Origin of the sequence: Sodalis sp. C49 (assembly GCF_046352915.1) — a bacterium.
In the GTDB taxonomy this organism is placed as follows: Bacteria; Pseudomonadota; Gammaproteobacteria; order Enterobacterales; family Enterobacteriaceae; genus Acerihabitans.
Genome location: NZ_CP163303.1, coordinates 1,184,295 through 1,206,153, shown reverse-complemented (window position 1 = coordinate 1,206,153; position 21,859 = coordinate 1,184,295). Strand labels below are relative to the sequence as shown.

19 protein-coding genes, 1 pseudogene and 1 riboswitch are annotated in these 21,859 nt (G+C 58.9%); of the genes and pseudogenes, 10 read left to right on the top strand and 10 right to left on the bottom strand.

Annotated elements, in window-relative coordinates; all coding sequences use genetic code 11:
- Positions 1-487 precede the first annotated feature (487 nt).
- The gene (locus tag ABUK12_RS05325; RefSeq protein WP_132921323.1) at positions 488-622 is read left to right on the top strand and encodes a DUF2627 domain-containing protein; all 135 of its coding nucleotides are present in this window, start codon (positions 488-490) and stop codon (positions 620-622) included.
- 23 nt (positions 623-645) lie between these two features.
- Positions 646-855: a transcription antiterminator/RNA stability regulator CspE gene (gene cspE, locus ABUK12_RS05320; RefSeq protein WP_005968829.1), complete on the top strand. Its 210-nt coding sequence runs from the start codon at positions 646-648 to the stop codon at positions 853-855.
- A 189-nt stretch (positions 856-1,044) separates the two neighbouring features.
- Here cspE and pgeF read toward each other — a convergent pair whose 3' ends face one another.
- Positions 1,045-1,776, bottom strand: coding sequence for a peptidoglycan editing factor PgeF (gene pgeF, locus ABUK12_RS05315; protein ID WP_410015297.1), 732 nt, complete (start codon positions 1,774-1,776; stop codon positions 1,045-1,047).
- A 221-nt stretch (positions 1,777-1,997) separates the two neighbouring features.
- Between pgeF and ftsI the strand changes: the two genes are divergently transcribed.
- Positions 1,998-3,737 carry a peptidoglycan glycosyltransferase FtsI gene (gene ftsI, locus ABUK12_RS05310; RefSeq protein WP_410015296.1) on the top strand — a complete coding sequence of 580 codons (1,740 nt, stop codon included), beginning with the start codon at positions 1,998-2,000 and terminating at the stop codon, positions 3,735-3,737.
- An 84-nt stretch (positions 3,738-3,821) separates the two neighbouring features.
- Positions 3,822-4,646: a 23S rRNA (guanine(745)-N(1))-methyltransferase gene (gene rlmA / locus ABUK12_RS05305; protein ID WP_410015295.1), complete on the top strand. Its 825-nt coding sequence runs from the start codon at positions 3,822-3,824 to the stop codon at positions 4,644-4,646.
- Between the two features lie 9 nt (positions 4,647-4,655).
- Here rlmA and mntP read toward each other — a convergent pair whose 3' ends face one another.
- The 5 genes from mntP to manX all read right to left on the bottom strand — a co-directional run bounded on the left by mntP (position 4,656) and on the right by manX (position 8,892).
- Positions 4,656-5,237 (bottom strand): manganese efflux pump MntP, encoded by a 582-nt coding sequence (gene mntP / locus ABUK12_RS05300; RefSeq protein ID WP_410016559.1) that lies wholly within the window; start codon positions 5,235-5,237, stop codon positions 4,656-4,658.
- Positions 5,238-5,240: 3 nt separating this feature from the next.
- Positions 5,241-5,440: riboswitch (yybP-ykoY riboswitch) on the bottom strand.
- 198 nt (positions 5,441-5,638) lie between these two features.
- Positions 5,639-6,100 (bottom strand): DUF986 family protein, encoded by a 462-nt coding sequence (locus ABUK12_RS05295; RefSeq protein ID WP_410015294.1) that lies wholly within the window; start codon positions 6,098-6,100, stop codon positions 5,639-5,641.
- Between the two features lie 75 nt (positions 6,101-6,175).
- Positions 6,176-7,021, bottom strand: coding sequence for a PTS mannose transporter subunit IID (locus ABUK12_RS05290; RefSeq protein WP_410015293.1), 846 nt, complete (start codon positions 7,019-7,021; stop codon positions 6,176-6,178).
- Between the two features lie 12 nt (positions 7,022-7,033).
- Positions 7,034-7,837, bottom strand: coding sequence for a PTS mannose/fructose/sorbose transporter subunit IIC (locus tag ABUK12_RS05285; protein ID WP_410015292.1), 804 nt, complete (start codon positions 7,835-7,837; stop codon positions 7,034-7,036).
- Positions 7,838-7,926: 89 nt separating this feature from the next.
- A complete protein-coding gene (manX, locus tag ABUK12_RS05280) occupies positions 7,927-8,892 on the bottom strand; it encodes a PTS mannose transporter subunit IIAB (protein ID WP_410015291.1) in 966 nt (321 codons plus the stop codon).
- Between the two features lie 640 nt (positions 8,893-9,532).
- Here manX and ABUK12_RS05275 point away from each other — a divergent pair.
- On the top strand, positions 9,533-11,083 hold the full coding sequence (locus ABUK12_RS05275) for a TerC family protein (protein ID WP_410015290.1): 1,551 nt from the start codon (positions 9,533-9,535) through the stop codon (positions 11,081-11,083).
- Positions 11,084-11,901: 818 nt separating this feature from the next.
- Here ABUK12_RS05275 and ABUK12_RS05270 read toward each other — a convergent pair.
- The 3 genes from ABUK12_RS05270 to pabB form a co-directional block, all read right to left on the bottom strand.
- The gene (locus ABUK12_RS05270; RefSeq protein WP_410015289.1) at positions 11,902-13,266 is read right to left on the bottom strand and encodes an L-serine ammonia-lyase; all 1,365 of its coding nucleotides are present in this window, start codon (positions 13,264-13,266) and stop codon (positions 11,902-11,904) included.
- A gap of 472 nt (positions 13,267-13,738) precedes the next feature.
- Positions 13,739-14,317: a CoA pyrophosphatase gene (locus ABUK12_RS05265; RefSeq protein WP_410015288.1), complete on the bottom strand. Its 579-nt coding sequence runs from the start codon at positions 14,315-14,317 to the stop codon at positions 13,739-13,741.
- Positions 14,314-15,681: an aminodeoxychorismate synthase component 1 gene (gene pabB / locus ABUK12_RS05260; RefSeq protein ID WP_410015287.1), complete on the bottom strand. Its 1,368-nt coding sequence runs from the start codon at positions 15,679-15,681 to the stop codon at positions 14,314-14,316. Before pabB ends, ABUK12_RS05265 begins: the two co-directional genes overlap by 4 nt.
- 168 nt (positions 15,682-15,849) lie before the next feature.
- Here pabB and ABUK12_RS05255 point away from each other — a divergent pair.
- Positions 15,850-16,032 (top strand): annotated as a pseudogene (locus ABUK12_RS05255) (YoaH family protein); the annotation flags it as partial.
- A gap of 126 nt (positions 16,033-16,158) precedes the next feature.
- Here ABUK12_RS05255 and ABUK12_RS05250 read toward each other — a convergent pair.
- Positions 16,159-16,503, bottom strand: a complete 345-nt coding sequence (locus ABUK12_RS05250) for a RidA family protein (protein WP_410015286.1) — start codon at positions 16,501-16,503, stop codon at positions 16,159-16,161.
- Between the two features lie 125 nt (positions 16,504-16,628).
- On the opposite strand from ABUK12_RS05250, the gene ABUK12_RS05245 reads away from it, so the two are divergent.
- From ABUK12_RS05245 to fadD, 4 genes are all read left to right on the top strand, one after another.
- Positions 16,629-18,530: an ATP-dependent DNA helicase gene (locus ABUK12_RS05245; RefSeq protein WP_410015285.1), complete on the top strand. Its 1,902-nt coding sequence runs from the start codon at positions 16,629-16,631 to the stop codon at positions 18,528-18,530.
- A 118-nt stretch (positions 18,531-18,648) separates the two neighbouring features.
- Positions 18,649-19,350 carry a tRNA (adenosine(37)-N6)-threonylcarbamoyltransferase complex dimerization subunit type 1 TsaB gene (tsaB, locus tag ABUK12_RS05240; RefSeq protein ID WP_410015284.1) on the top strand — a complete coding sequence of 234 codons (702 nt, stop codon included), beginning with the start codon at positions 18,649-18,651 and terminating at the stop codon, positions 19,348-19,350.
- A 78-nt stretch (positions 19,351-19,428) separates the two neighbouring features.
- Entirely contained in the window at positions 19,429-20,040 is a 612-nt protein-coding gene (locus ABUK12_RS05235) for a Slp family lipoprotein (protein ID WP_410015283.1), read from the top strand.
- 127 nt (positions 20,041-20,167) lie between these two features.
- Positions 20,168-21,832: a long-chain-fatty-acid--CoA ligase FadD gene (fadD, locus tag ABUK12_RS05230; RefSeq protein ID WP_410016558.1), complete on the top strand. Its 1,665-nt coding sequence runs from the start codon at positions 20,168-20,170 to the stop codon at positions 21,830-21,832.
- The last annotated feature ends 27 nt before the right edge of the window (positions 21,833-21,859 follow it).

The window sequence follows — 21,859 nt, the reverse complement described above, 5'->3', positions numbered from 1 at the left end:
TAAACGCCGGCGTGATTGCGCCCCGGCGGCGCTGCACAATATTGGGGATCACTGATGGCGCATCGTTTCCGCCATGGTCGCCGCGCCGCAGCCCGGCGGGCATGTTGCGGATCCCGTTTCGGTAAAACCCGCAGTGTAAATTTTATTCCATGGATAGCAGATTAGGGTATAAGCAAATCTGAAAAAATGTGAGCCATGCCTCTTGTTTTCTTTTCTAAGTAAATGAATAGTTATTCTTGAATATTGCATTGGACGTTGACAAGTGTTTGCGCTAAGGTTATCGATAAATGGTACAGAAATCATCGCGGTGGTTAACCTCGTAATCGAATGGGCGAAATTTTCAACTATTGGATGCGCTGATAACCTTCCCAATGCTACTGAACGATTTAATTATGTGCGACATATCCGGCCCTGCTCAAAAATGGCTTGCCATTGATAACAGAGTATGTGATAACGCATTTGGGTAAAACGAGGTACAGTTCTGTATATGAATGGCATTTTCAGTAAAGAAGTTTTGCGTAAAGACGATATCGTTGCATACCGCTTCTCTGCCGATCCTAATCTTAGTGCCTCAAGCAGTAACGACTCCAGTTTGTCTCTGTCTCGCCTCAGGGCGATTTAAACACTCCAAAGGAAATATGCAAGATGGCAAAGATCAAAGGTCAAGTGAAGTGGTTCAACGAGTCTAAAGGTTTTGGTTTTATCACTCCGGCCGATGGTAGCAAAGATGTGTTTGTTCACTTCTCCGCTATTCAGGGTAACGGCTTCAAAACTCTGGCCGAAGGCCAGAACGTAGAATTCGAAATCCAGGATGGTCAGAAAGGCCCTTCAGCAGTTAATGTAACTGCTCTGTAATCCACGCCGCTTCGGCAGCAATTGGCCATTTGGCCGATGGATAACATGTAATTCCCCCTGCCAGTGCCCCACTGGCAGGGTGTTTCATTCTTGCCCGACATCTTCCCCGCACTTCCCTCTGTTCCTGTTTTCCGTACCTGTGCCGCCCCGCGACGCTGGCTGTCGGGTGCCGAAGAATGAATCACGTCTTCAACCGGGCAAAATCACCAATCCCGAATGCTGATTGCGGCCGCTGATGGTCGGATAGGCGGGGTCGATGGCGCGCTTTACGCTGTTGCGACGAAAACTGGTATACGCGAAGCGCGTGCCTGCCTGCGTCATTCCGTCCCCGTTCGCGCACGTGGCGCAAATCGTGCAATGCCCGATATCGTCCACCGCCTGGAATCCCGCCGCCATAAGCTTATACCGGGCGATAGCGGCCAAATCCAGACGCCGGTACGCCGGCGTCACGATAGCGCCGGGTATCGGCAGGCGCGCTAAAAAATCCGCCACCAGGCTCTCGCCGACCTCGTAGCAGCACGGGCGGGCCGACGGACCGATGGCCGCCACCCACTCCGCCGGATTATCGTCCCTGGCCAGCAGCATGGCGGCGAATTGTTCAATGATGCCCGCCACCAGCCCGCGCCAGCCGGCGTGCAGCGCGCCGATCTTTTTGCCGTCGCGGCGGACGAACAGCAGCGGCAGGCAATCGGCGGTCAGTACACTCAGCAGTACGCCGGGAGTGGAGGTCACCACGCCGTCCGCCTCGCCGCACTGCTCGCCCGGTCCCGTAACCTCGCGGATTTGAATACCATGCACCTGTTTTTTTACCGCCAGGGTATCCTGCCAGGGCAGCAACCTTTCCGGCATCAGATGGGCTTTATCGCCAAAACCATGTTTTACGCCGGCGATGCCGTCAATGAGGGGAGAATAAGCTGTCATAATGTCCTGCGATAATGTCCCGCGCTGAAAACATAGAGTAGCGTAATTTTATCCGTTCCTGGCGCCGGTGTTTGTAACAAAGCAACAATCGGTGGCTGGCGAGAGGGAAATTTGCGCTTTGTTGCAAATTAGCAAGCCTTGTAGCATTGTTTTTGCGCGCATGCTCCGGCGAATAGGTTTTAATGCGTCTGATAATAAAAATAGCCGTATAAGAGAGCAGTGTGAAAACGAAGCCGGGTCAGGGTAAGCAGAATTTTATTCAATGGCGGTTTGGTCTGATGTGTATCGGTATTTCGGCCATACTGGCCGTGTTGCTGATGCGCATCGGCTGGCTGCAGGTGATCAAACCGGACAATCTGGTGGCGCAGCAGAACATGCGCTCGCTGCGCGTGGAGCAGACGCCGATACCCAGGGGGATGATAACCGATCGCAACGGCCAGCCGCTGGCGGTCAGCGTACCCGTTGACGCCATCTGGGCCGACCCGAACGAAGTGGCGCAAAAGGGCGGGGTGACGGCGTCCTCCCGCTGGCAGGCGCTGGCGCAGACGGTTAACCTGCCTTTCAACGAGATGTCCGCCCGGATCAATCACGATCCCCATATGCGCTTTATCTACCTGGCGCGTCAGATCGAACCCAACGTCGCCGATTATATCAAGCAACTAAAGCTGCCCGGCATCTATTGCAAAGAAGAGTCCAGACGCTTTTATCCGGCGGGAGAGACGGCGGCCAATCTGGTGGGTTTTACCAATATCGACGATCAGGGGATCGAGGGTATCGAAAAAAGTTTCAACCGCCTGCTGACCGGCGTGGCCGGACAGCGGGTGGTGCGCAAGGACCGGTTTGGCCGCGTGGTGGAAACCCTTTCCTCCACCGACAGCTCGCCCGCGCATAACGTGGCGCTGAGCATCGACCTGCGGCTGCAGCGTGAAACCGAGGAGGCGTTAAGCAACGCGGTGGCTTTCAATAAGGCGGATTCCGGCGCCTCGGTGCTGGTGGATGTCAATACCGGCGAAATCCTGGCCATGGCCAGCTATCCCACCTTTAATCCCAATAACCGCGCCGGGGCCGGCGAAGACGATTTTCGCAATCGCGCCATCAGCGATATTTTCGAACCGGGATCGACGGTAAAGCCGATGGTGGTGATGACGGCGCTCAAGCAGGGCATCGTCAAGCCAGACACGCTGCTCGATACCCATCCCTATACGCTTGACGGCCATCTGATCCGGGATGTGGCGTTTTATCCGCAGTTAACCCTGACCGGCATCCTGCAAAAATCCAGCGATGTCGGCGTTTCGCGCATGGCGCTGGCAATGCCGGTTACCGCCTTGCTCAATACCTATCGCGCTTTCGGCCTGGGCCAGCCCACCGAGCTCGGCCTGACCGGTGAAAGCGCCGGCCTGATGCCGCATCGTATGCGTTGGGGCGAACTGGATCGGGCGACGTTCTCGTTTGGCTATGGCCTGATGGTCACCCCGGTGCAACTGGCGCGGGTCTACGCCACCATCGCCAGCGACGGCGTTTACCGGCCCTTGTCCATTACCCGTATCGACCCGCCGGTGGTCGGCCAGCGCGTCATGGACCCGGCGTTGGTGCATGAGGTGAAACATATGATGGAAAGCGTTGCCCTGCCGGGCGGCGGCGGCGTTAAAGCCGCCGTCAGGGGATACCGGGTGGCGGTGAAGACCGGCACCGCTAAAAAAATCGGCCCCGACGGCCGTTATATTGATAAGTATATCGCCTATACCGCCGGGATCGCGCCGGCCAGCCGCCCGCGTTTCGCGCTGGTGGTGGTGATCAATAATCCCCAGGCGGGTAAGTATTATGGCGGCGCGGTGTCGGCGCCCGTCTTCAGCACCATTATGGCTGAGGTGCTGCGCATCATGAATGTGGAGCCCGACGCCTTGCCGGAAGACAACAATCGCCTGGTGACCGCATCGAGGCCGGGCTCCGGCGCCTCCTGAGGCGCCGGCATGACATTCCCGCTGCCGGCGCGCCGGATTTACGGTAAGATGCGCACCTGATTGCGTTTACGTCCGGAACCGGTTATGCCCTGCTATCAATGCCCCCTTTGCCACCTGCCGCTCACGCGCGCCGATAATTACTGGTCCTGCGCGCAGCGGCACCGCTATGACTGCGCCCGCGAAGGCTATGTCAATCTGCTGCCGGTGCAGTTCAAGCGCAGCAAGGCGCCGGGTGATAACCAGGAGATGATGCAGTCGCGCCGCGCGTTTCTTGATGCCGGTTATTACCAGCCGATGCGCGATCGGGTTATGGCGCTGGTCGACGAACTGCCGTGGGCGCCGGGCGGCGACTGGCTGGATATCGGCTGTGGCGAAGGCTATTATACGCAGGCGCTTGCGGCGACGCTGGCGCAACGTCCGGGAGGCGGGCGGGTGTATGGGCTGGATATCGCTAAAACGGCGGTGCGCCTGGCGGCGAAGCGTTACCCGCAGGCGCGGTTTTGCGTTGCGTCCACCCAGCGCCTGCCGTTTATCGACGGTTCGCTCGGCGGCATATTGCGTATTTACGCGCCCTGCAATCCCGCTGAAATGTATCGCGTCATAAAGCCCGGCGGGCTGGTGGTCACCGTCGCGCCCGGACCCCGGCATCTTTATCAGCTTAAAGCCTGCATCTATCCCCAGGTCATGCTGCATCCGTTAAAGGATGAGCATTTCGCCGGCTTCACCGCGCTTGCGACGCACCGCCTGAGCTATGATATGGAGATGACCGGCGAGGCCGCAGCCAGTTTGCTGCAAATGACCCCGTTTGCCTGGCGCGCCACGCCCGAGGTCATGACGCGCTTAGCCGGACTGGGGCGGTTTGCCTGCGAAACCGATTTTATCATCCGCGCCTGGCGGCGGGAGGATTGAGACCTGCCCCTACAGGCCGGGCAGGGCGGCCTGGGCGTAATGGGCATACAGGATATTGCAGCCGATGCCGATCAGGATGGCGCCGCCGATAATTTCCGCTTTTTTGCCGAGCCATGGGCCGATAAAGCGGCCAAGCAGCATGCCCAGGGTGGCCATGATCATGGTGGCCAGGCCGATAATCATCGCGGTATGCAGGATATTGACTTCCAGGAAGGCCAGCCCCACGCCCACCGCCATGGCGTCCAGGCTGGTGGCGAAAGCGGTGGTCGCCAGCACCCTCAGGCTATGCTGGCCCAGGCGCGGCGCGGTCTCTGTTTGACGGCGCCAACCGCCGGCCACCATGCGCATGCCCAGGCAGCCCAGCAGGATAAACGCCACCCAATGATCCCACGCCAGAATATAGCGGCTGGCCATCAGCCCCAGCGACCAGCCGATCAGCGGCGTAACGGTTTCGATAGCGCCGAAAATCAGTCCGGTGCGCAACGCTTCACGCAGGGGGGGATTATGCAGGGCGGCCCCTTTGCCGATGGAGGCGGCAAAGGCATCCATGGACATGCCGAATGCAAGGATCAGGGTCGCGGACAGGTTCATCATAATCAGGCCTCGGCTGGGAGCCAATATACACGCTTCCCCATCATCCCAACCCCACGATGGTTCGTCGTGTCTATAGTCTCGCCGACCGTCCTGGTCGCCCGCACCACGTTTACGCCGGATGAGCGGCGTATAACGAGTATGTTGATACGGGCATTTCCGCCTGCTATGGTGGAAACCGGCTACTCCCTAATGACCGCAAAACCATAACATCGTATTTACCGTATAACAACCACAAAAATAAAATAGCATTTTTGCATACGCTTATTTATCGCATACCTATAAAAACATCAACCTTGGGGTTATTTAATAGCATACATTGTAAGGTTAAAAATTTCGCCATGGCCCATCGCAGTAAGGCCATCGGCGGTGATAACCTTATATTATAGGTTGTTATTACGTTAATTATTTTCCATGAATTGATTATAAATCCTTTCAAGATCATCAAGATGCTGAACCTGGATCAATAACCTTCTTTTCTCCAAATCTATAGCCAGAAAACCATCTTCGGATAAGTTCATATTTTTAATCCGGTCATAGCGGATAAAAACATTGGCATAATAAAAACCCGCGGTTTTGAAAATGAGTTTTGGCCGGCGGATATAGGCAAGATAGGTCGCCATAAATGCCAGGATTAATAATAAAGTGGTGGTAAAAACCGTACCTTTATTAGTGATGTTCTGGTACACCAGAATCAGCACCAGGCCGATAAATATCAGTCCATCGATACGGCTTTGGCGCTTAAGCCCGATTTTCAGCCGGGTTTTGCCCTTAAGCATGCCGGCTACGACAAACTCGTCGTAAAGGGCGAACGCCAATGCCAGCGTGATGATAACCAGCAGGACAATATCGGTAACAGACATCCTGACTCCTTGCGAAAAATAAAAAAACCGGGGGATGGCCCCCGGTTGCGCATTACCACGTGTGCATCACTACGATTACAGTCCCAGCAGGCCTATCCAGTAGCCGAAGATACCGATGGCGAAGAAGCCGACGATAATCCACAGCGCATTGACCTTGCGGCGCAGCAGCCACATACACCCGAAGGTCAGCAGCAGCGGCACCAGGCCCGGCATCAGCTGATTGAGGATGCTTTGCACGGTGGTCACCGTGGTCTGGCCGTCCGGACCGGTGATACGCGACACCACCATGGGAATATTCACATGGGTCCACTTATTCACCAGCGCCCCCATGACAAACAGCCCCAGTATCGAGGCGCCCTCCGTCAGCTTCTGCAGGAAACCGCCGCCCATATCGTTAACGATATCCACGCCTTTTTTGTAGCCGTAGGCCACGCCGTAATAACGGGTTGCCAGACGCACGGCGTTAAACAGGATAAAGAACAGGAGGGGGCCAAGCAGACTGCCGCTCATGGCGATGCCGGCACCCAGCGCGGCGAACACCGGACGTACGGTACCCCAGAAGATGGGGTCGCCCACGCCCGCCAGCGGTCCCATCAGGCCCACTTTCAGGCCGTTGATGGCCGCATCGTCGATGGGAGCGCCGTTGGCGCGCTGTTCTTCCATTGCCATGGTTACGCCTAATACCGGCGCCGCCACGTACGGATGGGTGTTAAAGAATTCCAGGTGACGTTTAATCGCCTGTTTGCGATCGTCATTGTTCTCAGGATACAGGCGACGGATTACCGGCACCATCGAGAAGCAAAAACCCAGCGCCTGCATACGTTCAAAGTTCCATGATCCCTGGAAAAGGTTCGAGCGAATAAAGACAGCACGCACATCGCCGGGAGTCAGTTTCTTTGGAGCAGTTGTTATATCGACCATTTCGCTCACCTATTAATCAAGTTCATTATCAAGATCGTTAACGCCCCTGGCGCCGCCGCCGTTTCCGCCGTTGGTCTGGTTATATTTCGGACTCAACTGGATATACAGGACAGCCATGACCACGCCAATCACACCCAGGGAAACCAGGTTGAAGTTGGTGAAAGCCGCGGTGACGAAACCAAGATAGAAGAAAGGCATCAGGTAGCCGGCACGCATCATGTTGATGACCATCGCGTAACCTACTACCACGATCATGCCGCCGGCGATGTTCAGGCCGTTGGTCACGACTTCCGGGATGGAACTGAGCATGGCGTGGACGGCGTCGGTACCGACGGAAACACCGACGATCACGGCCGGAATGGCGATACGCATGGCCTGCAACAGCAACGCGCCGACGTGGATCCAGCTCAGGGCGCTGAGGTTGCCGTTTTCCGCGGCTTTGTCAGCGGCATGCTGGAAGGCCACGGTAATGGTACGTACGATAATGGTCAGTACCTGGCCGGCGGCAGCCAGCGGGATAGCCAGCGCGATGCCGGCACCCACGCTTTGATTGCCGGCAATGACCAGGATGGTGGAAATAATGGAGGCCAGCGCGGCATCGGGCGCCACGGCGGCACCGATGTTCATCCAACCCAGGGCAATCATCTCCAGCGTACCGCCGATGATGATACCGGTCTTCATATCACCCAGCACGAGGCCGATTAACGTACATGCCACCAGCGGACGGTGGAACTGAAACTCATCGAGTATTGAACCCATGCCTGCGATACAGGCCACTATAAAAATCAGCACAATCTGAAGCGTGGTGATCTCCATTGTACTTCTCCTCTGACAAACGTAAGAGAGCGGTAAATCTTTTTTTCAGGAAAGTGATACGCTCGTAGGTGTTAGTTTTTCCGGCGAATTTATTTACCGAGTTTATTTATCAAATCCATCATCTTCAGCGGCGAATCCGATGAGACCTTACGCACTTCAAGCTCAATTCCCCGATCGTTTAACTTACGAAACGCGGCGATATCTTTCTCATCAACCGATACGGCATTGTTAACCTGGGTTTTACCCTGGCGAAACGCCATGCCGCCGATATTTACCGTGGTGATTTTGACGCCGCCTTCCACGACGCGCTCAACGTCGGTGGGGTTGGTAAACAACAACATCACGCGATCCTTGGCATAAGCCGGGTTGTTGTAAACGCGGATGGCCTTGTCCACGTCCACCACATGCGCGGTGACGCCTGGAGGAGCGACCTGGGTCAATAACGTTTTGCGCACGGTATCGGCGGCAACTTCATCGCTGACCACGATAATGCGTTTAACGTTAGTTTCCTTGGTCCAGCGGGTGGCGACCTGGCCATGGATCAGACGATCATCGATGCGCGCCAGACCGATGGTCATATGACCGCCGGCATTGGGATGCGGTTTGGCGGCAGGGGTTGGCGCGGCAACCGGCGCGGGGGTGGCCGCCGTCTGCGGTTCGGGCGCTTTGAGGGCCTTGACGCCGGCGCGTCCGGTTTCGACGGCGATGTTCACCAGCGCGGCAAAACCCGGCTTGTCATCACGCGCCATAAAGGTTTCCGCCAACATGGGAATATTAACGCCGGTGACGACTTCGTAATTCTCCTTATCGACCACAATGCGGCTGGCGGCGTTGAACGGGCTGCCACCCCAGGTATCAACCAGAAATAACACACCTTCCTGGGTATCAAGTTGCGCAAGGCGCGCGGTATATTTTTCAATCAGTGTTTCAGCATTCTCCCCGGGAACAAAATCTATCCAGGCGACGTTTTCTTGCGCGCCCAATATCATTTCAGCCGTTTTAAGCAACTGCTCGGCTGCTGACCCGTGAGTGCCAATTATGATAGCAATACTCACTGATACCTCCTCTGTTAACTAATTGGGTTAAGCAGTCAGACCGCCTGGCGTGTTTGCTACCAGTGAGCACGGGCGGTTTTAACTTCTTAGCCAGGGTATTTTTATTCGCCACCCTGTTTGATGTCCGCTGTGTGTGTTGAAACGATTCATGTGAAGATGTGAATCAATAGCGGTTAAACGCGATTTATTTTAGTGTGTAAAAAAATAAAAATTGTGACGGCGCTCAGTTATTTGTGCATGAGGAAAACAATGAGCTCACAAATCAGTGTAGAAGACATGCATGACAACTTGCAGACAAAAATAGTTTTATGCGTCCGCAAAGTTACCTGATAGAGTTGAATGTCTTACTTATCGATAAGGAGCGATGGGCCACAGCCCCCCCTATGGACTGTCACCGAAAAAACGTCACCCCTGATGTATGGTTTTCTCCTTTACCCGTCCAGGCTCCGCCGGCATGTTGCGCCAGCCGCGGGTCGCACCTTCCCGCACCGCCGGGAATCCAACCCGTCATCTCTGTGTCCTCTCTGTGGGAAAACGCCGCGCGTTCTACGGTCTTTGCGGACGTGACGCCGCTTGCCCACGCGTGCTGCCGCGGTGTTTTATTGCGCCGTTTTAATGGACTGTCGATCTGGAGCGCCCAATGGAATTCTTAATGGACCCGACGCTGTGGGTGGGTCTGCTGACGTTGATACTGCTGGAAATTGTGCTGGGTATCGATAACCTGGTATTTATCGCTATCCTGGCCGAGAAGGTCGCGCCGAAAAAGCGGGACAAAGCCCGGGTTATCGGCCTGGCGCTGGCGTTGCTGATGCGTTTGGGGCTGCTGTCGTTGATCTCGTGGATGGTTACGCTGACCAGACCGTTGCTGAACGTGGGCATGTTCAGCTTTTCAGGCCGGGATTTGATTTTGCTGCTGGGCGGATTGTTTTTACTGTTCAAAGCCACCACTGAGCTGCATGAACGGCTGGAGAACCAGGATGTGCAGCATGACGCCAACCGCGGTTACGCCAGTTTCTGGGCGGTGGTGGTGCAAATTGTTATCCTGGACGCGGTATTTTCCCTGGATGCGGTGATCACCGCGGTCGGTATGGTCAACAACCTGCCGGTGATGATGACCGCCGTGGTTATCGCCATGGGCATTATGCTGCTGGCGTCCAAGGCCTTGACCCGTTTTGTAAATGCCCATCCTACCGTCGTGGTGCTGTGCCTGAGTTTTTTGCTGATGATAGGCCTGAGCCTGATAGCCGAGGGCTTTGGCTTCCACATCCCCAAAGGTTATTTGTACGCGGCCATCGGTTTCTCGGTGCTTATTGAGCTGTTTAATCAGATAGCCCGGCGCAATTTTGTTAAAAACCAGGCGCGCGGGCCGATTCGCCAGCGCACCGCCGAAGCCATTTTACGTTTGATGGGCGGGCCCAGGCTGCGCGAGGAGGGGGCGCAGGAGATGCCAAACGAACCTAAGGCGGAGTTTGCCGACGAGGAGCGTTATATGATTACCGGCGTGCTGTCCCTGGCGTCGCGTTCGTTGCGCAGCGTGATGACGCCGCGCAACGAAATCTCCTGGGTGGATTGCCGGCGTCCGGTGGAGGAGCTGCGCGCTACGCTTTTGGCCACGCCGCACAGTATGTTTCCCGTGTGCGACGGCGAGCTGGACCAGTTGATCGGCGTGGTCCGCGCCAAGGACCTGATGGTGGCGTTGGATAAAGGCGAAGATGTGCAGGAGTATGCCGCGCAGAATCCGGCCATCGTGGTGCCGGAAACTCTGGATGTGCTGAACCTGCTGGGGGTATTGCGCCGGGCGCGGGGTAGCCTGGTGGTGGTGTCGAATGAATTTGGCGTGATCCAGGGGCTGGTAACGCCGCTGGATGTGCTGGAAGCCATTGCCGGCGAGTTTCCGGATGAGGACGAAACGCCGGATATTGTGGCGCAGGAGGACGCCTGGCTGGTAAAGGGTGGTACTGATTTGCACGCTTTGGGTCAGGCGTTGGACGATAATGAACTCACCCGCGGTCACGAGAATGTCGCTTCACTGGCGGGATTGCTGCTGGCCGAGCGGGATCAGCTGCCGGTGGTGGGTGAGGTTATCGAGCTGGGCCAGTGGCGGTTTACGATTTTGCAGATGCTGGAATACCGTATCGAGCTGGTGCGTATCGAACGGATAGCGCCGCCGGTGGAGGATGAGGAACAGTAAACACGTGACCCGCTCTCCCTTGAACACGGCTGTCTTGAGTTCGGTGTTGGCGGGCCTAGCATGCCATGGGGCCTCGGTCGGGCGGGAAAACCACGCCCGATTCGACCCCATTGGCACGCTCTCCCTTGAACACGTCTGCCTTGAGTCCGGCGTTGGCGGGCCTGGCATGCCATGGGGCCTCGGTCGGGCGGAAATCGACGCCCGATTCGACCCCATTGGCACGCTCTCCCTTGAACACGTCTGCCTTGAGTCCGGCGTTGGCGGGCCTGGCATGCCATGGGGCCTCGGTCGGGCGGGAAAACCACGCCCGATTCGACCCCATTGGCACGCTCTCCCTTGAACACGTCTGCCTTGAGTCCGGCGTTGGCGGGCCTGGCATGCCATGGGGCCTCGGTCGGGCGGGAAAACCACGCCCGATTCAACCCCATCGGCATGCTCTCCCTTTAACACGTCTGCCTTGAGTCCGGCGTTGGCGGGCCTGGCATGCCATGGGGCCTCGGTCGGGCGGGAAAACCACGCCCGATTCGACCCCATTGGCACGCTCTCCCTTGAACACGTCTGCCTTGAGTCCGGCGTTAGCGGGCCTGGCATGCCATGGGGCCTCGGCCGGGCGGAAAAACCACGCCCGATTCGACCCCATCGGCATGCTCTCCCTTTAACACGTCTGCCTTGAGTCCGGCGTTGGCGGGCCTACATGCTATGGGGTGCTCGGTCGGGCGAAAAGACCATGCCCGATTCGACCTCATTGGCACGTTTTTCCTTGAACACGTCTGCTTTACGTTCCGCGTTAGCGGGCCAGCAGGGTGTGGGTGATGCGATCAATCGCACTGGACCTTGATGGCCAGGCCGCCGCGCGAGGTTTCGCGGTATTTGGCGTTCATGTCCTTGCCGGTTTCGTACATGGTTTCAATCACCTTATCCAGCGACACCCGCGGCGCGCTGGTGCGCCGCAGCGCCATGCGCGAGGCGTTGATGGCCTTGACCGAAGCGATGGCGTTGCGTTCGATGCAGGGGACCTGTACCTGGCCGGCCACCGGATCGCAGGTCAGCCCCAGATTATGTTCCATGCCGATTTCCGCCGCCACGCAGACCTGCTCGGGACTGCCGCCCATCAATTCCGTCAGTCCCGCCGCCGCCATGGAGCAGGCGACGCCCACTTCACCCTGGCAGCCGACCTCGGCGCCGGAAATGGAGGCGTTCAGCTTATAAAGAATGCCGATGGCGCCGCAGGACAGGAAATAACGCAGGTAGACCTCGGGCGTGACCGGATCGATAAAATGATCGTAATAAGCCAGCACCGCCGGCACGATGCCGCAGGCGCCGTTGGTCGGCGCGGTGACCACCCTTCCGCCGGCGGCGTTTTCCTCATTGACCGCCAGCGCAAACATATTCACCCAGTCAATCGCCACCATCGGATCGCTGGAGAGTTTATCCGTGGAGACCAGCATGCGCCTGAGCGCCGATGCGCGCCTGGGCACCCGCAGCGGGCCGGGCAATACGCCTTCGGTATTCAGCCCGCGATCGATGCAGGCGCGCATGGTCTGCCAAATATCGGCGAAGTAACTGTCGATATCGGCGCGGCTATGCAGCGCCAGTTCATTAAGCATCACCAGCCCCGACAGCGACAGACCGGTCTGTTTGCACTGGTCGAGCAGTTGCTGGGCGCTGGCGAAAGGGTGGGGCACGGCGATCTGGTCGATAACCGGCTGGCCGAAATGCGCCTCATCAACGATAAAACCGCCGCCGACGGAATAATACGTCTGGCTGTAGATGACCTGTTCGCCGGCGAAGGCGTGAATGCGCATGGCGTTTTCATGCAGTGACAGGTAGGACGCGTGGAACACCATGCCGCCTTCGCGGGGAAAATCCACTTCGTGCGGCCCGCCGGCCAGCATCAGGCGCTGGCGTTGCTCAACGTCGCGGATAAAGGCCGGCGCGGCGTCGATATCCACCGTATCGGGACGGTTGCCCGCCAAGCCCAGGATAATGGCGATGTCGGTATGGTGTCCCTTGCCCGTCAGCGATAACGAACCGTAAACATCCACGGCGATGCGCGTGACATCATTGAGCAGCCGTTTATCGACGAGATCGTCCACGAACTGTTTACCGGCTTTCATTGGACCCACGGTATGGGAACTGGACGGGCCGATGCCGATTTTAAACATATCGAAAACGCTTATCACGTTGACTCTCCTCAGAACTGATAAAATACGCATACCCGTGGGTAATGCAGTTAATTGTAATGACTCATGCCGGGTTAGGCTTGCGCTTTCGCATGATAAAAACTAATCCAAAAAAGCGCTTCCTTTGCGTTTGACGACCGATACGAAGCGGTCCTCTACCCCGGGGCGGCCTGGCGTCATGCTGGTTATGGCTAATCTGAAAGCAAGCCGTTGCCCGTGGATCATCTCCTTTCACGTGCGTGCCGGAGACGGTTTTTTGTCGTCAGAAATAATGAGATATACAACCTATATAAATGACTATGTTTAATTATTAATATGGAGTTATATTTCGCAAATATGGCAAAGATAGGAGATTGTAACGGTTTTCATCGCGTTGGGAAGTCTTTTATTGCCGGGACGCGATGACCATCACGGCGCGGGTTGGTAGGGATAGCGGCGGCCCAACCGGCGGCCGGGAACGAAGGGACGTGCGTTAAAGATGGATGTGTTGGCCCAGCCGATACAAAATCTGCGCGGTCATGCCCCAGACCATATGGCTTTGATACCAGGAAAAATAAACCTGCAGGTTTTTGGCGCGGCGCTGTATTTGCAGGGGAGTATAGCTGGCCAGGGATAACGCCTGGTGCAGGGGCATTTCAAACATGTCCGCCACCTCGTCGCGGCTGGCCCGGAAACGGGTGCCGGCCGCCAGCAGGCCGACGATGGGCGTGACCTGGAAACCGCTGCTGCTGTCCACCGGCGGCAGTTGCCCCAGGACCCTGACCGACGAGGCCGGGATGGCCACTTCTTCGTGGGCCTCGCGCAGCGCGGTGGCGATTAAGGACGTGTCTTCCTTATCCGCCGCCCCGCCGGGGAAGGCCACCTGGCCGGCATGCTTGCGCAGTGTCGCCGATCGGCGCGTCAACAGCACCGTCGGCTGGTGATGGCAGATGATGGGTATCAATACCGCCGCCCGGCGCTGGTTGCGCGCCGGCTCGCTGGGTTGCGGCAACTGCAGTTGGAAACGGGTGATGAAATCCGTAAGCGTCAGGGTGTTGTCAGTGCTGTTCATGGGCGATTTAGCTCCAGCAGCAGCGGCAGTATCTTGGCGACCTTGTCCAGGGTTTCCTGGTATTCCGCTTCCTCGCAACTGTCGGCGACGATGCCGCCGCCCGCCCAGCAATAGATGCGCCCTTGTTCCGTGAGCAGCGTGCGGATGGCGATATTGGTGTCCAGGGTGGCGCAGCGGCTCAGGTAGCCGATGCTGCCGCACCAGGCATTACGGCGCTGCGGTTCGAGCTGGTCGATTAACGTCATGGCCTTGATTTTGGGGGCGCCGGTGATGGACCCGCCGGGAAAACAGGCGCGCACCAGATCGCACGGCGTACGATGGGGGGGCAGCCGCGCGGTAATGGTGCTGACCATATGATGGACTGCCGGAAAGGCCTCGATTTTAAACAGTTCCGGCACCCGGACGCTGCCGGGGACGGCGACCCGTCCGATATCGTTGCGCAGCAAATCCACGATCATCAGGTTTTCCGCCCGGTCTTTTGGCGATGCCGCCAGTTTTTGCCCTTGCAGCCGATCTTGCTCCGCATCCGCCAGGCGCGGCAGCGTGCCCTTGATGGGCCGCGTTTGGATCTGTCCCGCGTTTACCCGCAGGAACCGCTCCGGCGACAGGCTCAGCACCGCCTGGCCGGGCAGGCGCAAAAAAGCGGAAAACGGCGCGGCGTTATGCTCCAGCAGATGACGGAACGCCTGCCATTCATCGCCCGCGAACGCCGCGCTGAAGCGTTGTGCCAGACAGACCTGGTAACAATCACCCGCCAAAAGATGTTCCTGGATGCGGCGGAATTTTTCGCCATACTCGCCCCGGGTCATATTGGCCTGCCAGCCGCTGTTTAAACGAAAGGGCCGGTCGGGTTCGGGTGCCGGCGGCGCCAGCAAATCCCGCTTCAGCGCCTCCGGATCGCGGTAGCTCACCAGGGTCAGGCGGCCAAGGCGATGGTCGGCAATCACCGCCCAGTCATACAGGCCGACGGCCATATCCGGCAGCGTTAAATCCTGTTGGGCATGGACAGGCAGAGTTTCAATGCGCCGGCCGAGATCGTAGCCGAACAGGCCCAGCGCGCCGCCCAGGAAAGGGAGATCGTCCCGGGCTTCCGGACGCATCCCCATACTGTCCACCTGCTGTTGCACCAGCATAAACGGGTCGTCGCCGCTCATATGCGATTGGCCGTCGCGGGAAATCACCGTAACGGCGCCGCGGGTGGTCAGCGTCGCCACCGGGTCGGCGACCATGATATCGAAGCGGCTGTCCGGATGGTCGGCATGGCCCGAGTGCAGCAGCATCGACCAGGGCCGGGCGGCGCGGGGGGCGAACAGGGCGGTAATGGCGTCGCGGTGATAGGGTAAGGCAGTCAACTGTGGCAACATATCGACACTATGATCCAGGTAATCCAGTCCAGTCTGCCGGCAATAAGCGCCTGGCAGGTGCGAACAGCATGATATCGGCTTCATGGCTGAACATAAAGCGCATTGATTGGCATCGCGGGCGGCGGCGTGAGATAATAACGCATCGACCCGCCCCTCTGGAGAACACGCATGCTGACCGATATGCCAGCGTTAAATCACGAACAGCAGCAGCAGGCCGTTGAGCGCATCCAGGCCCTGATGGCCGACGGCATGAGCAGCGGCGAGGCCATCCGGCTGGTATCCAATGAAATCCGCGCCACCCATACAGGTGAACGGGTATCAATTCGCTGGGATGACGACGAAGACGACGATCGTTCCTATGCCGAGCGCAACGCCGATGAACGCGACGCCCGCAACGCCGCCCTGGAACAGGACGACGACGACGAGGACGGGGCGCTGTAAACGTCCCCGCCGGCCGCACGGGTACCGGCGCGCCGGTCAGATCGCCGCGATGACCTTGATTTCCACTTTGTAGCGCGGGTTCATCAGCCGCGCCTCGACGGTACAGCGCACCGGCGCGCTCCCCGGCACCACCCAGGCGTTCCAGGCGGCGTTCATGGCGGCGAAATCATCGCCGTCGGCCAGGAACACGGTCACATCCAGCAGCCGCGTTTTATTGGAACCCACCCGCTTTAGCAGCCGGTCGATAATCGCCAGCGCCTCGGCGGTTTGCGCGGTGGCGTCGCCATCCAGGTTTTCCGGCACGCTGGTGTAATATACCGTCTGGTTGTGGACAACCGCTTCGGACATGCGCGCGCCGGGATCGATTCGTTCAATGGTCATACTGTTCGCCTTAAAGCCATCATGTAAACCGCCAGCATAACATAGTGTCGTTTTAAGCAAAGAAGGTGGTGGACAACCGCCGGCCTTGGCATAATCCGACAGCAACCGAATGACAGAGAGACAGCGTGACAGATGATTTTGCGCCGCAGGGCGCGTTGGCCAAGGCCATCACCGGATTTAAACCGCGCGAGTCGCAACGCCTGATGGCCGAGGCGATAGCGCAGGCCATCGACACAAAACAGCCGCTGGTGGTGGAGGCCGGCACCGGGACCGGCAAGACGTATGCGTATTTGGTGCCGGCGCTGCGTTCAAAACGCAAGGTTATCATCTCCACCGGCTCCAAGGCGCTGCAGGATCAGCTGTATGCCCGCGACCTGCCCAAAGTGGCGGCGGCGCTGGCGTACCAGGGTCAGGTCGCCCTGCTGAAGGGACGCTCCAACTATTTGTGCCTTGAGCGCATGGAGCAGCAGCTCGCCGGCGGGGTCGGCATGGCGCCGGAAACCCTGGCGGAGCTGGCGGGCGTACGCAACTGGTCGTCGCAGACGGTGGATGGCGACGTGGCCAACTGCGGCGGCATCGCCGAAGACAGCCCGGTATGGCCGCTGGTCACCAGCACCAACGACAACTGCCTGGGCGGCGATTGCCCGCTCTACAAAGAGTGTTTTGTGGTCAAGGCGCGCCGTAAAGCCATGGAGGCCGACGTGATCGTGGTAAACCATCACCTGTTCCTGGCGGATATGGTGGTTAAGGAAGGCGGTTTCGGCGAGCTTATCCCCACCGGCGAGGTGATGATTTTCGACGAAGCGCACCAGATGCCGGATATCGCCAGCCAGTATTTCGGCCAGCAGCTCACCAGCCGTCAACTCATGGATCTGGCGCGCGACATGACGCTTGCCTACCGCACCGACGTGCGCGATATGGCCCAATTGCAAAAGAGCGCCGATCAGCTTACCTTCCGCACCCAGGATTTCCGGCTGGCGCTGGGCGAACCGGGTTTTCGCGGCAACCTGCGCGACGTGCTGACCCAGCCTTCGCTGCAGCGCGCGCTGCTGTTGCTCGATGACGCACTGGAATTATGCCACGACGTGGCGAAGCTGGCGCTGGGACGGTCGGCGCTGCTTGATGCCGCTTTTGAACGCGCCAGCCTGTACCGCGCGCGGCTCAAGCGTCTGAAGAATACCCAGGAACCGGGTTTCAGCTATTGGTATGAATGCAATGCCCGGCACTTTGTGCTGGCGTTGACGCCGTTATCGGTTTCGACCCGCTTTCGTGAGGTGATGAGCGAAAAAGAGGGCACCTGGATCTTTACCTCCGCCACCCTGTCGGTCAACGATCGCCTGGAGCATTTTACCCGGCGGATCGGCCTGGAAGACGCAAAAACCTTGCTGCTGCCCAGCCCGTTTGATTACGCGACCCAGGCGCTGCTGTGCGTGCCGCGCTTCCTGCCGGAGCCGAACCAGCGCGGGGCGGCGGTGCAGCTGGCGCGGATGCTGGCGCCGGTGATTATCGCCAATCGGGGGCGTTGCTTTTTCCTGTGCACCTCTCACCAGATGATGCGGGATCTGGCGGCGGAGTTTCGCGCCACGCTGACCCTGCCGGTGCTATTGCAGGGCGAGACCGGCAAACGCCAGCTGCTGCAGCAGTTTGTTACCGCCGGCAACGCGCTGCTGGTGGCGACCAACAGTTTTTGGGAAGGGGTGGACGTGCGCGGCGATACGCTGTCTTGCGTGATTATCGACAAGTTGCCCTTTACCGCCCCGGATGACCCGTTGCTCAAGGCGCGCACCGAGGATTGCCAGCTGCGCGGCGGCGATCCCTTTGCCGAGGTGCAGATCCCCGAGGCGGTCATCGCCCTAAAGCAGGGGGTGGGCAGGCTTATCCGCGACAGCGACGACCGGGGCGTGCTGATCATCTGCGATCAGCGGCTGGTGACCCGGCCCTATGGCCAGATTTTCCTCAACAGCCTGCCGCCGGCGCCGCGCACCCGCTCGCTGCAGCGCGCCATCGACTTTTTGCAACACCGCTGACCGGTGGCGTATATTGCCCCTCGCCCCCGCAGGCATCCCGTATCCCTTTGCCCCAGCGGGTATGCTACAATACCCGCCCGGTCCGGCACCACTCTTTTACACCCGCCTGAGGTTTGGCATGTCTACGCGAATTTTAGCTCTCGATACCGCAACTGAAGCCTGTTCCGCGGCGCTTTGGATCAACGGTGAAATCAGCGAACGTTTTGAAATTTCCCCCCGCGAGCACACCCGGCGCATTCTGCCGATGGTCGACAGCCTGCTGGCCGAGGCCGGCATCGAGCTGGCGCAGCTTGATGCCCTGGCTTATGGGCGCGGCCCCGGCAGCTTTACCGGCGTGCGCATCGGCATCGGCATCGCCCAGGGCCTGGCGCTTGGCGCCGGGCTGCCGATGATCGGCGTGTCGACCCTGGCGGCGCTGGCGCAGGGCGCCTGGCGCCGGTGCGGCATCAGCCGCGTGCTGTGCGCCATCGATGCCCGCATGGGCGAGGTCTACTGGGCGCAGTACCAGCGCGGCGACAGCGGCGCATGGTTGGGCGAAGCGGGCGAAAAAGTGGTTAAACCCGATCAGCTGGCGCCGCAAGCCGCCGAACTGGCCGGCCAGTGGGCAACGGCCGGCACCGGCTGGCAAACCTATCCCGGACTTATCGCGCCGCCGGCCGTGCAGCTCGTGGACGGCCAGACCCTGCTGCCGTCGGCCGTGGATATGTTGCCGCTGGCGGTGCTACGCTTAAGCCAGGGCGAGGCCTTGGCGGTGGAATTGCAGGCGCCGACCTATCTGCGCAATGAAGTGACGTGGAAAAAGCTGCCGGGACGCGAATAAAGAGCAACTTATGCCGCCGCCACGGGTCAAAGTAATAACCCATGTATACCGTTAAAGGTATGAGGAATCTAGCGCAAGATGTTTAAGCAAACTACTGTCCGCAGCGCGCAGCGCCGTCGTTTTACCTGGCCGGCCCTGGCCGTGGTCATGATGCTGTCCGGCTGCGCCACGGTGCCGGACGCCGTGCGCGGCACCTCGCCCACCCCCCAGCAGGATCTGGTGCGCGTGCTTAACGCGCCGTCCCTGTATGTCGGTCAGGAAGCCCGTTTCGGCGGCAAAGTGGTTAAAGTCACCAATCTCAACGGACGCACCCGGCTGGAAATAGCCTCTGTGCCGCTGGATGATTCGGCGCGGCCCAGGCTGCACCAAGTCTCTACCGGCAGGGTGGTGGCCTATATCAACGGCTTCTTGGAACCGATGGACTTTAATCACCAGTGGGTCACCGTGGTCGGCCCAATCACCGGCACGGAAAAGGGCGCCGTCGACAAGGCGGAGTATACCTTTGTAGTGGTGCGCGCGGACGGATATAAACGCTGGCAGCTGACGCAACAGGTGGTGGCGCCGATGGGGCCGCCGATGTCCCCCTGGGGCTGGGGCGGCCGCTACGGCCGCGGCTGGGGGCCGGAGTGGGGCGTCGGCTACGGCTACGGTTACGGCAATGCCCAGGTTGAAACCGTACTGACCGAATAGTGACGAAACGCTCAATCCTGATATCGATTTCCACCCGATTGCCCAGTTCCATTACCATTACAGATAAGAATCCAGGCAATATGGGGCGGCGATGAGCACATCGGCTATTGATAATACAGGGCAGGGCATGGCGCGGATATGGACCGGGCGTTACCCTGCCGATGTCCCGACGGATATCGATCCCGATCATTACCGATCTATCGCCGTTCTGTTCGCCAACGCGGCGCGCCGTTTTGCCGATTTGCCGGCATTTATCAACCTGGGGGAGACCCTGACATTTCGCCAGCTCGACGCGCTCAGCCTGGCGTTTGCCGCTTACCTGCAGCGGGTCATTGGCCTGCAGCCAGGGGATCGCGTAGCCCTGATGATGCCCAACCTCCTGCAATACCCGGTGGCGCTGTTCGGCGTCCTGCGCGCCGGCATGGTGGTGGTGAACGTCAATCCGCTTTACACCCCGGACGAACTGCGTCACCAGCTTAACGATAGCGGCGCGGCGGCCATCGTTATCGTGGACAATTTCGCCCATACCCTGGAGAAGGTGCTGGCGGAGGTTGCCATTCGCCATGTGATACTCACGCGCCTGGGCGATCATTTCCCGCTGTTGAAGCGCACGCTGGTCAACGCGGCGGTAAAACACCTTAAGCGCAAAGTGCCGCCATACCGCCTGCCGCAGGCGGTTTCCTATCGCCGCGCCCTGGCGCAGGGGCATCGGCTGGAGTTCAGCCCGCCCATTATCAACGGCGACTCGCTGGCCTTCCTGCAATACACCGGCGGCACCACCGGCGCGTCGAAAGGCGCCATGCTCACCCACCGCAATATACTCGCCAACCTCGAGCAGGCGAAAGCCGCCTACGGGCCTATTTTGACCCTGGGGCGCGAAATGATGGTCACCGCCCTGCCGCTGTACCATATCTTCGCCCTGATGATAAATTGCCTGCTGTTTGTGGAAATGGGCGGCTGTAACCTGCTGATTACCGACCCGCGCGATATCGCCTCCCTGGTCGACGCCATGCGGCGTCACCATTTTACGGCGATTTCCGGGGTGAATACGTTGTTCAACGCCCTGTTGCATAACGCGGCGTTCCGTCGCCTGGATTTTGCCTCGCTGCATTTGTCGGTGGGCGGGGGGATGGCGCTGCAGCAACCGGTGGCGGATGACTGGCATGCGCTGACCGGTAAGCACCTGCTGGAGGGGTATGGCTTGACCGAATGCTCGCCGCTGGTGACCGGCAATCCCTATGATTTGAACCGTTTCAGCGGCAGCATCGGCCTGCCGGTGCCCTCCACCGATATCCGCCTGGTGGATGGGGCCGGCAATAACGTGCCGCCCGGCGCGCCCGGGGAGCTGCTGATCAAGGGACCGCAGGTCATGGCGGGCTATTGGCGCCAGCCGCAAGCCACCGCCGAGACGCTGAAAGACGGCTGGCTTTCTACCGGCGATATCGTTACAGTGGATCAACAAGGCTTCGTGCGCATCGTGGATCGCAAGAAGGATATGATCCTGGTGTCCGGCTTCAATGTCTACCCCAATGAAATAGAGGATGTGGTGGTCCGGCATCCGAAAGTGCTTGAGGCGGCGGCGATAGGCGTGCCCAGCGATGACACCGGCGAAGCGGTAAAAATTTTCGTGGTGAAAAAAGAGCCTTCCCTGACCCGCGAGGAACTCATTGCCCACTGCCGTTTGTACCTGACCGGCTATAAGGTGCCAAAACTGGTGGAATTCCGCGCTGAGTTACCCAAATCCAATGTAGGCAAAATTCTGCGCAAGCAATTACGCGTCGAGCACGGATAAACGCTTTTTGCCGCCATGACTGACAGT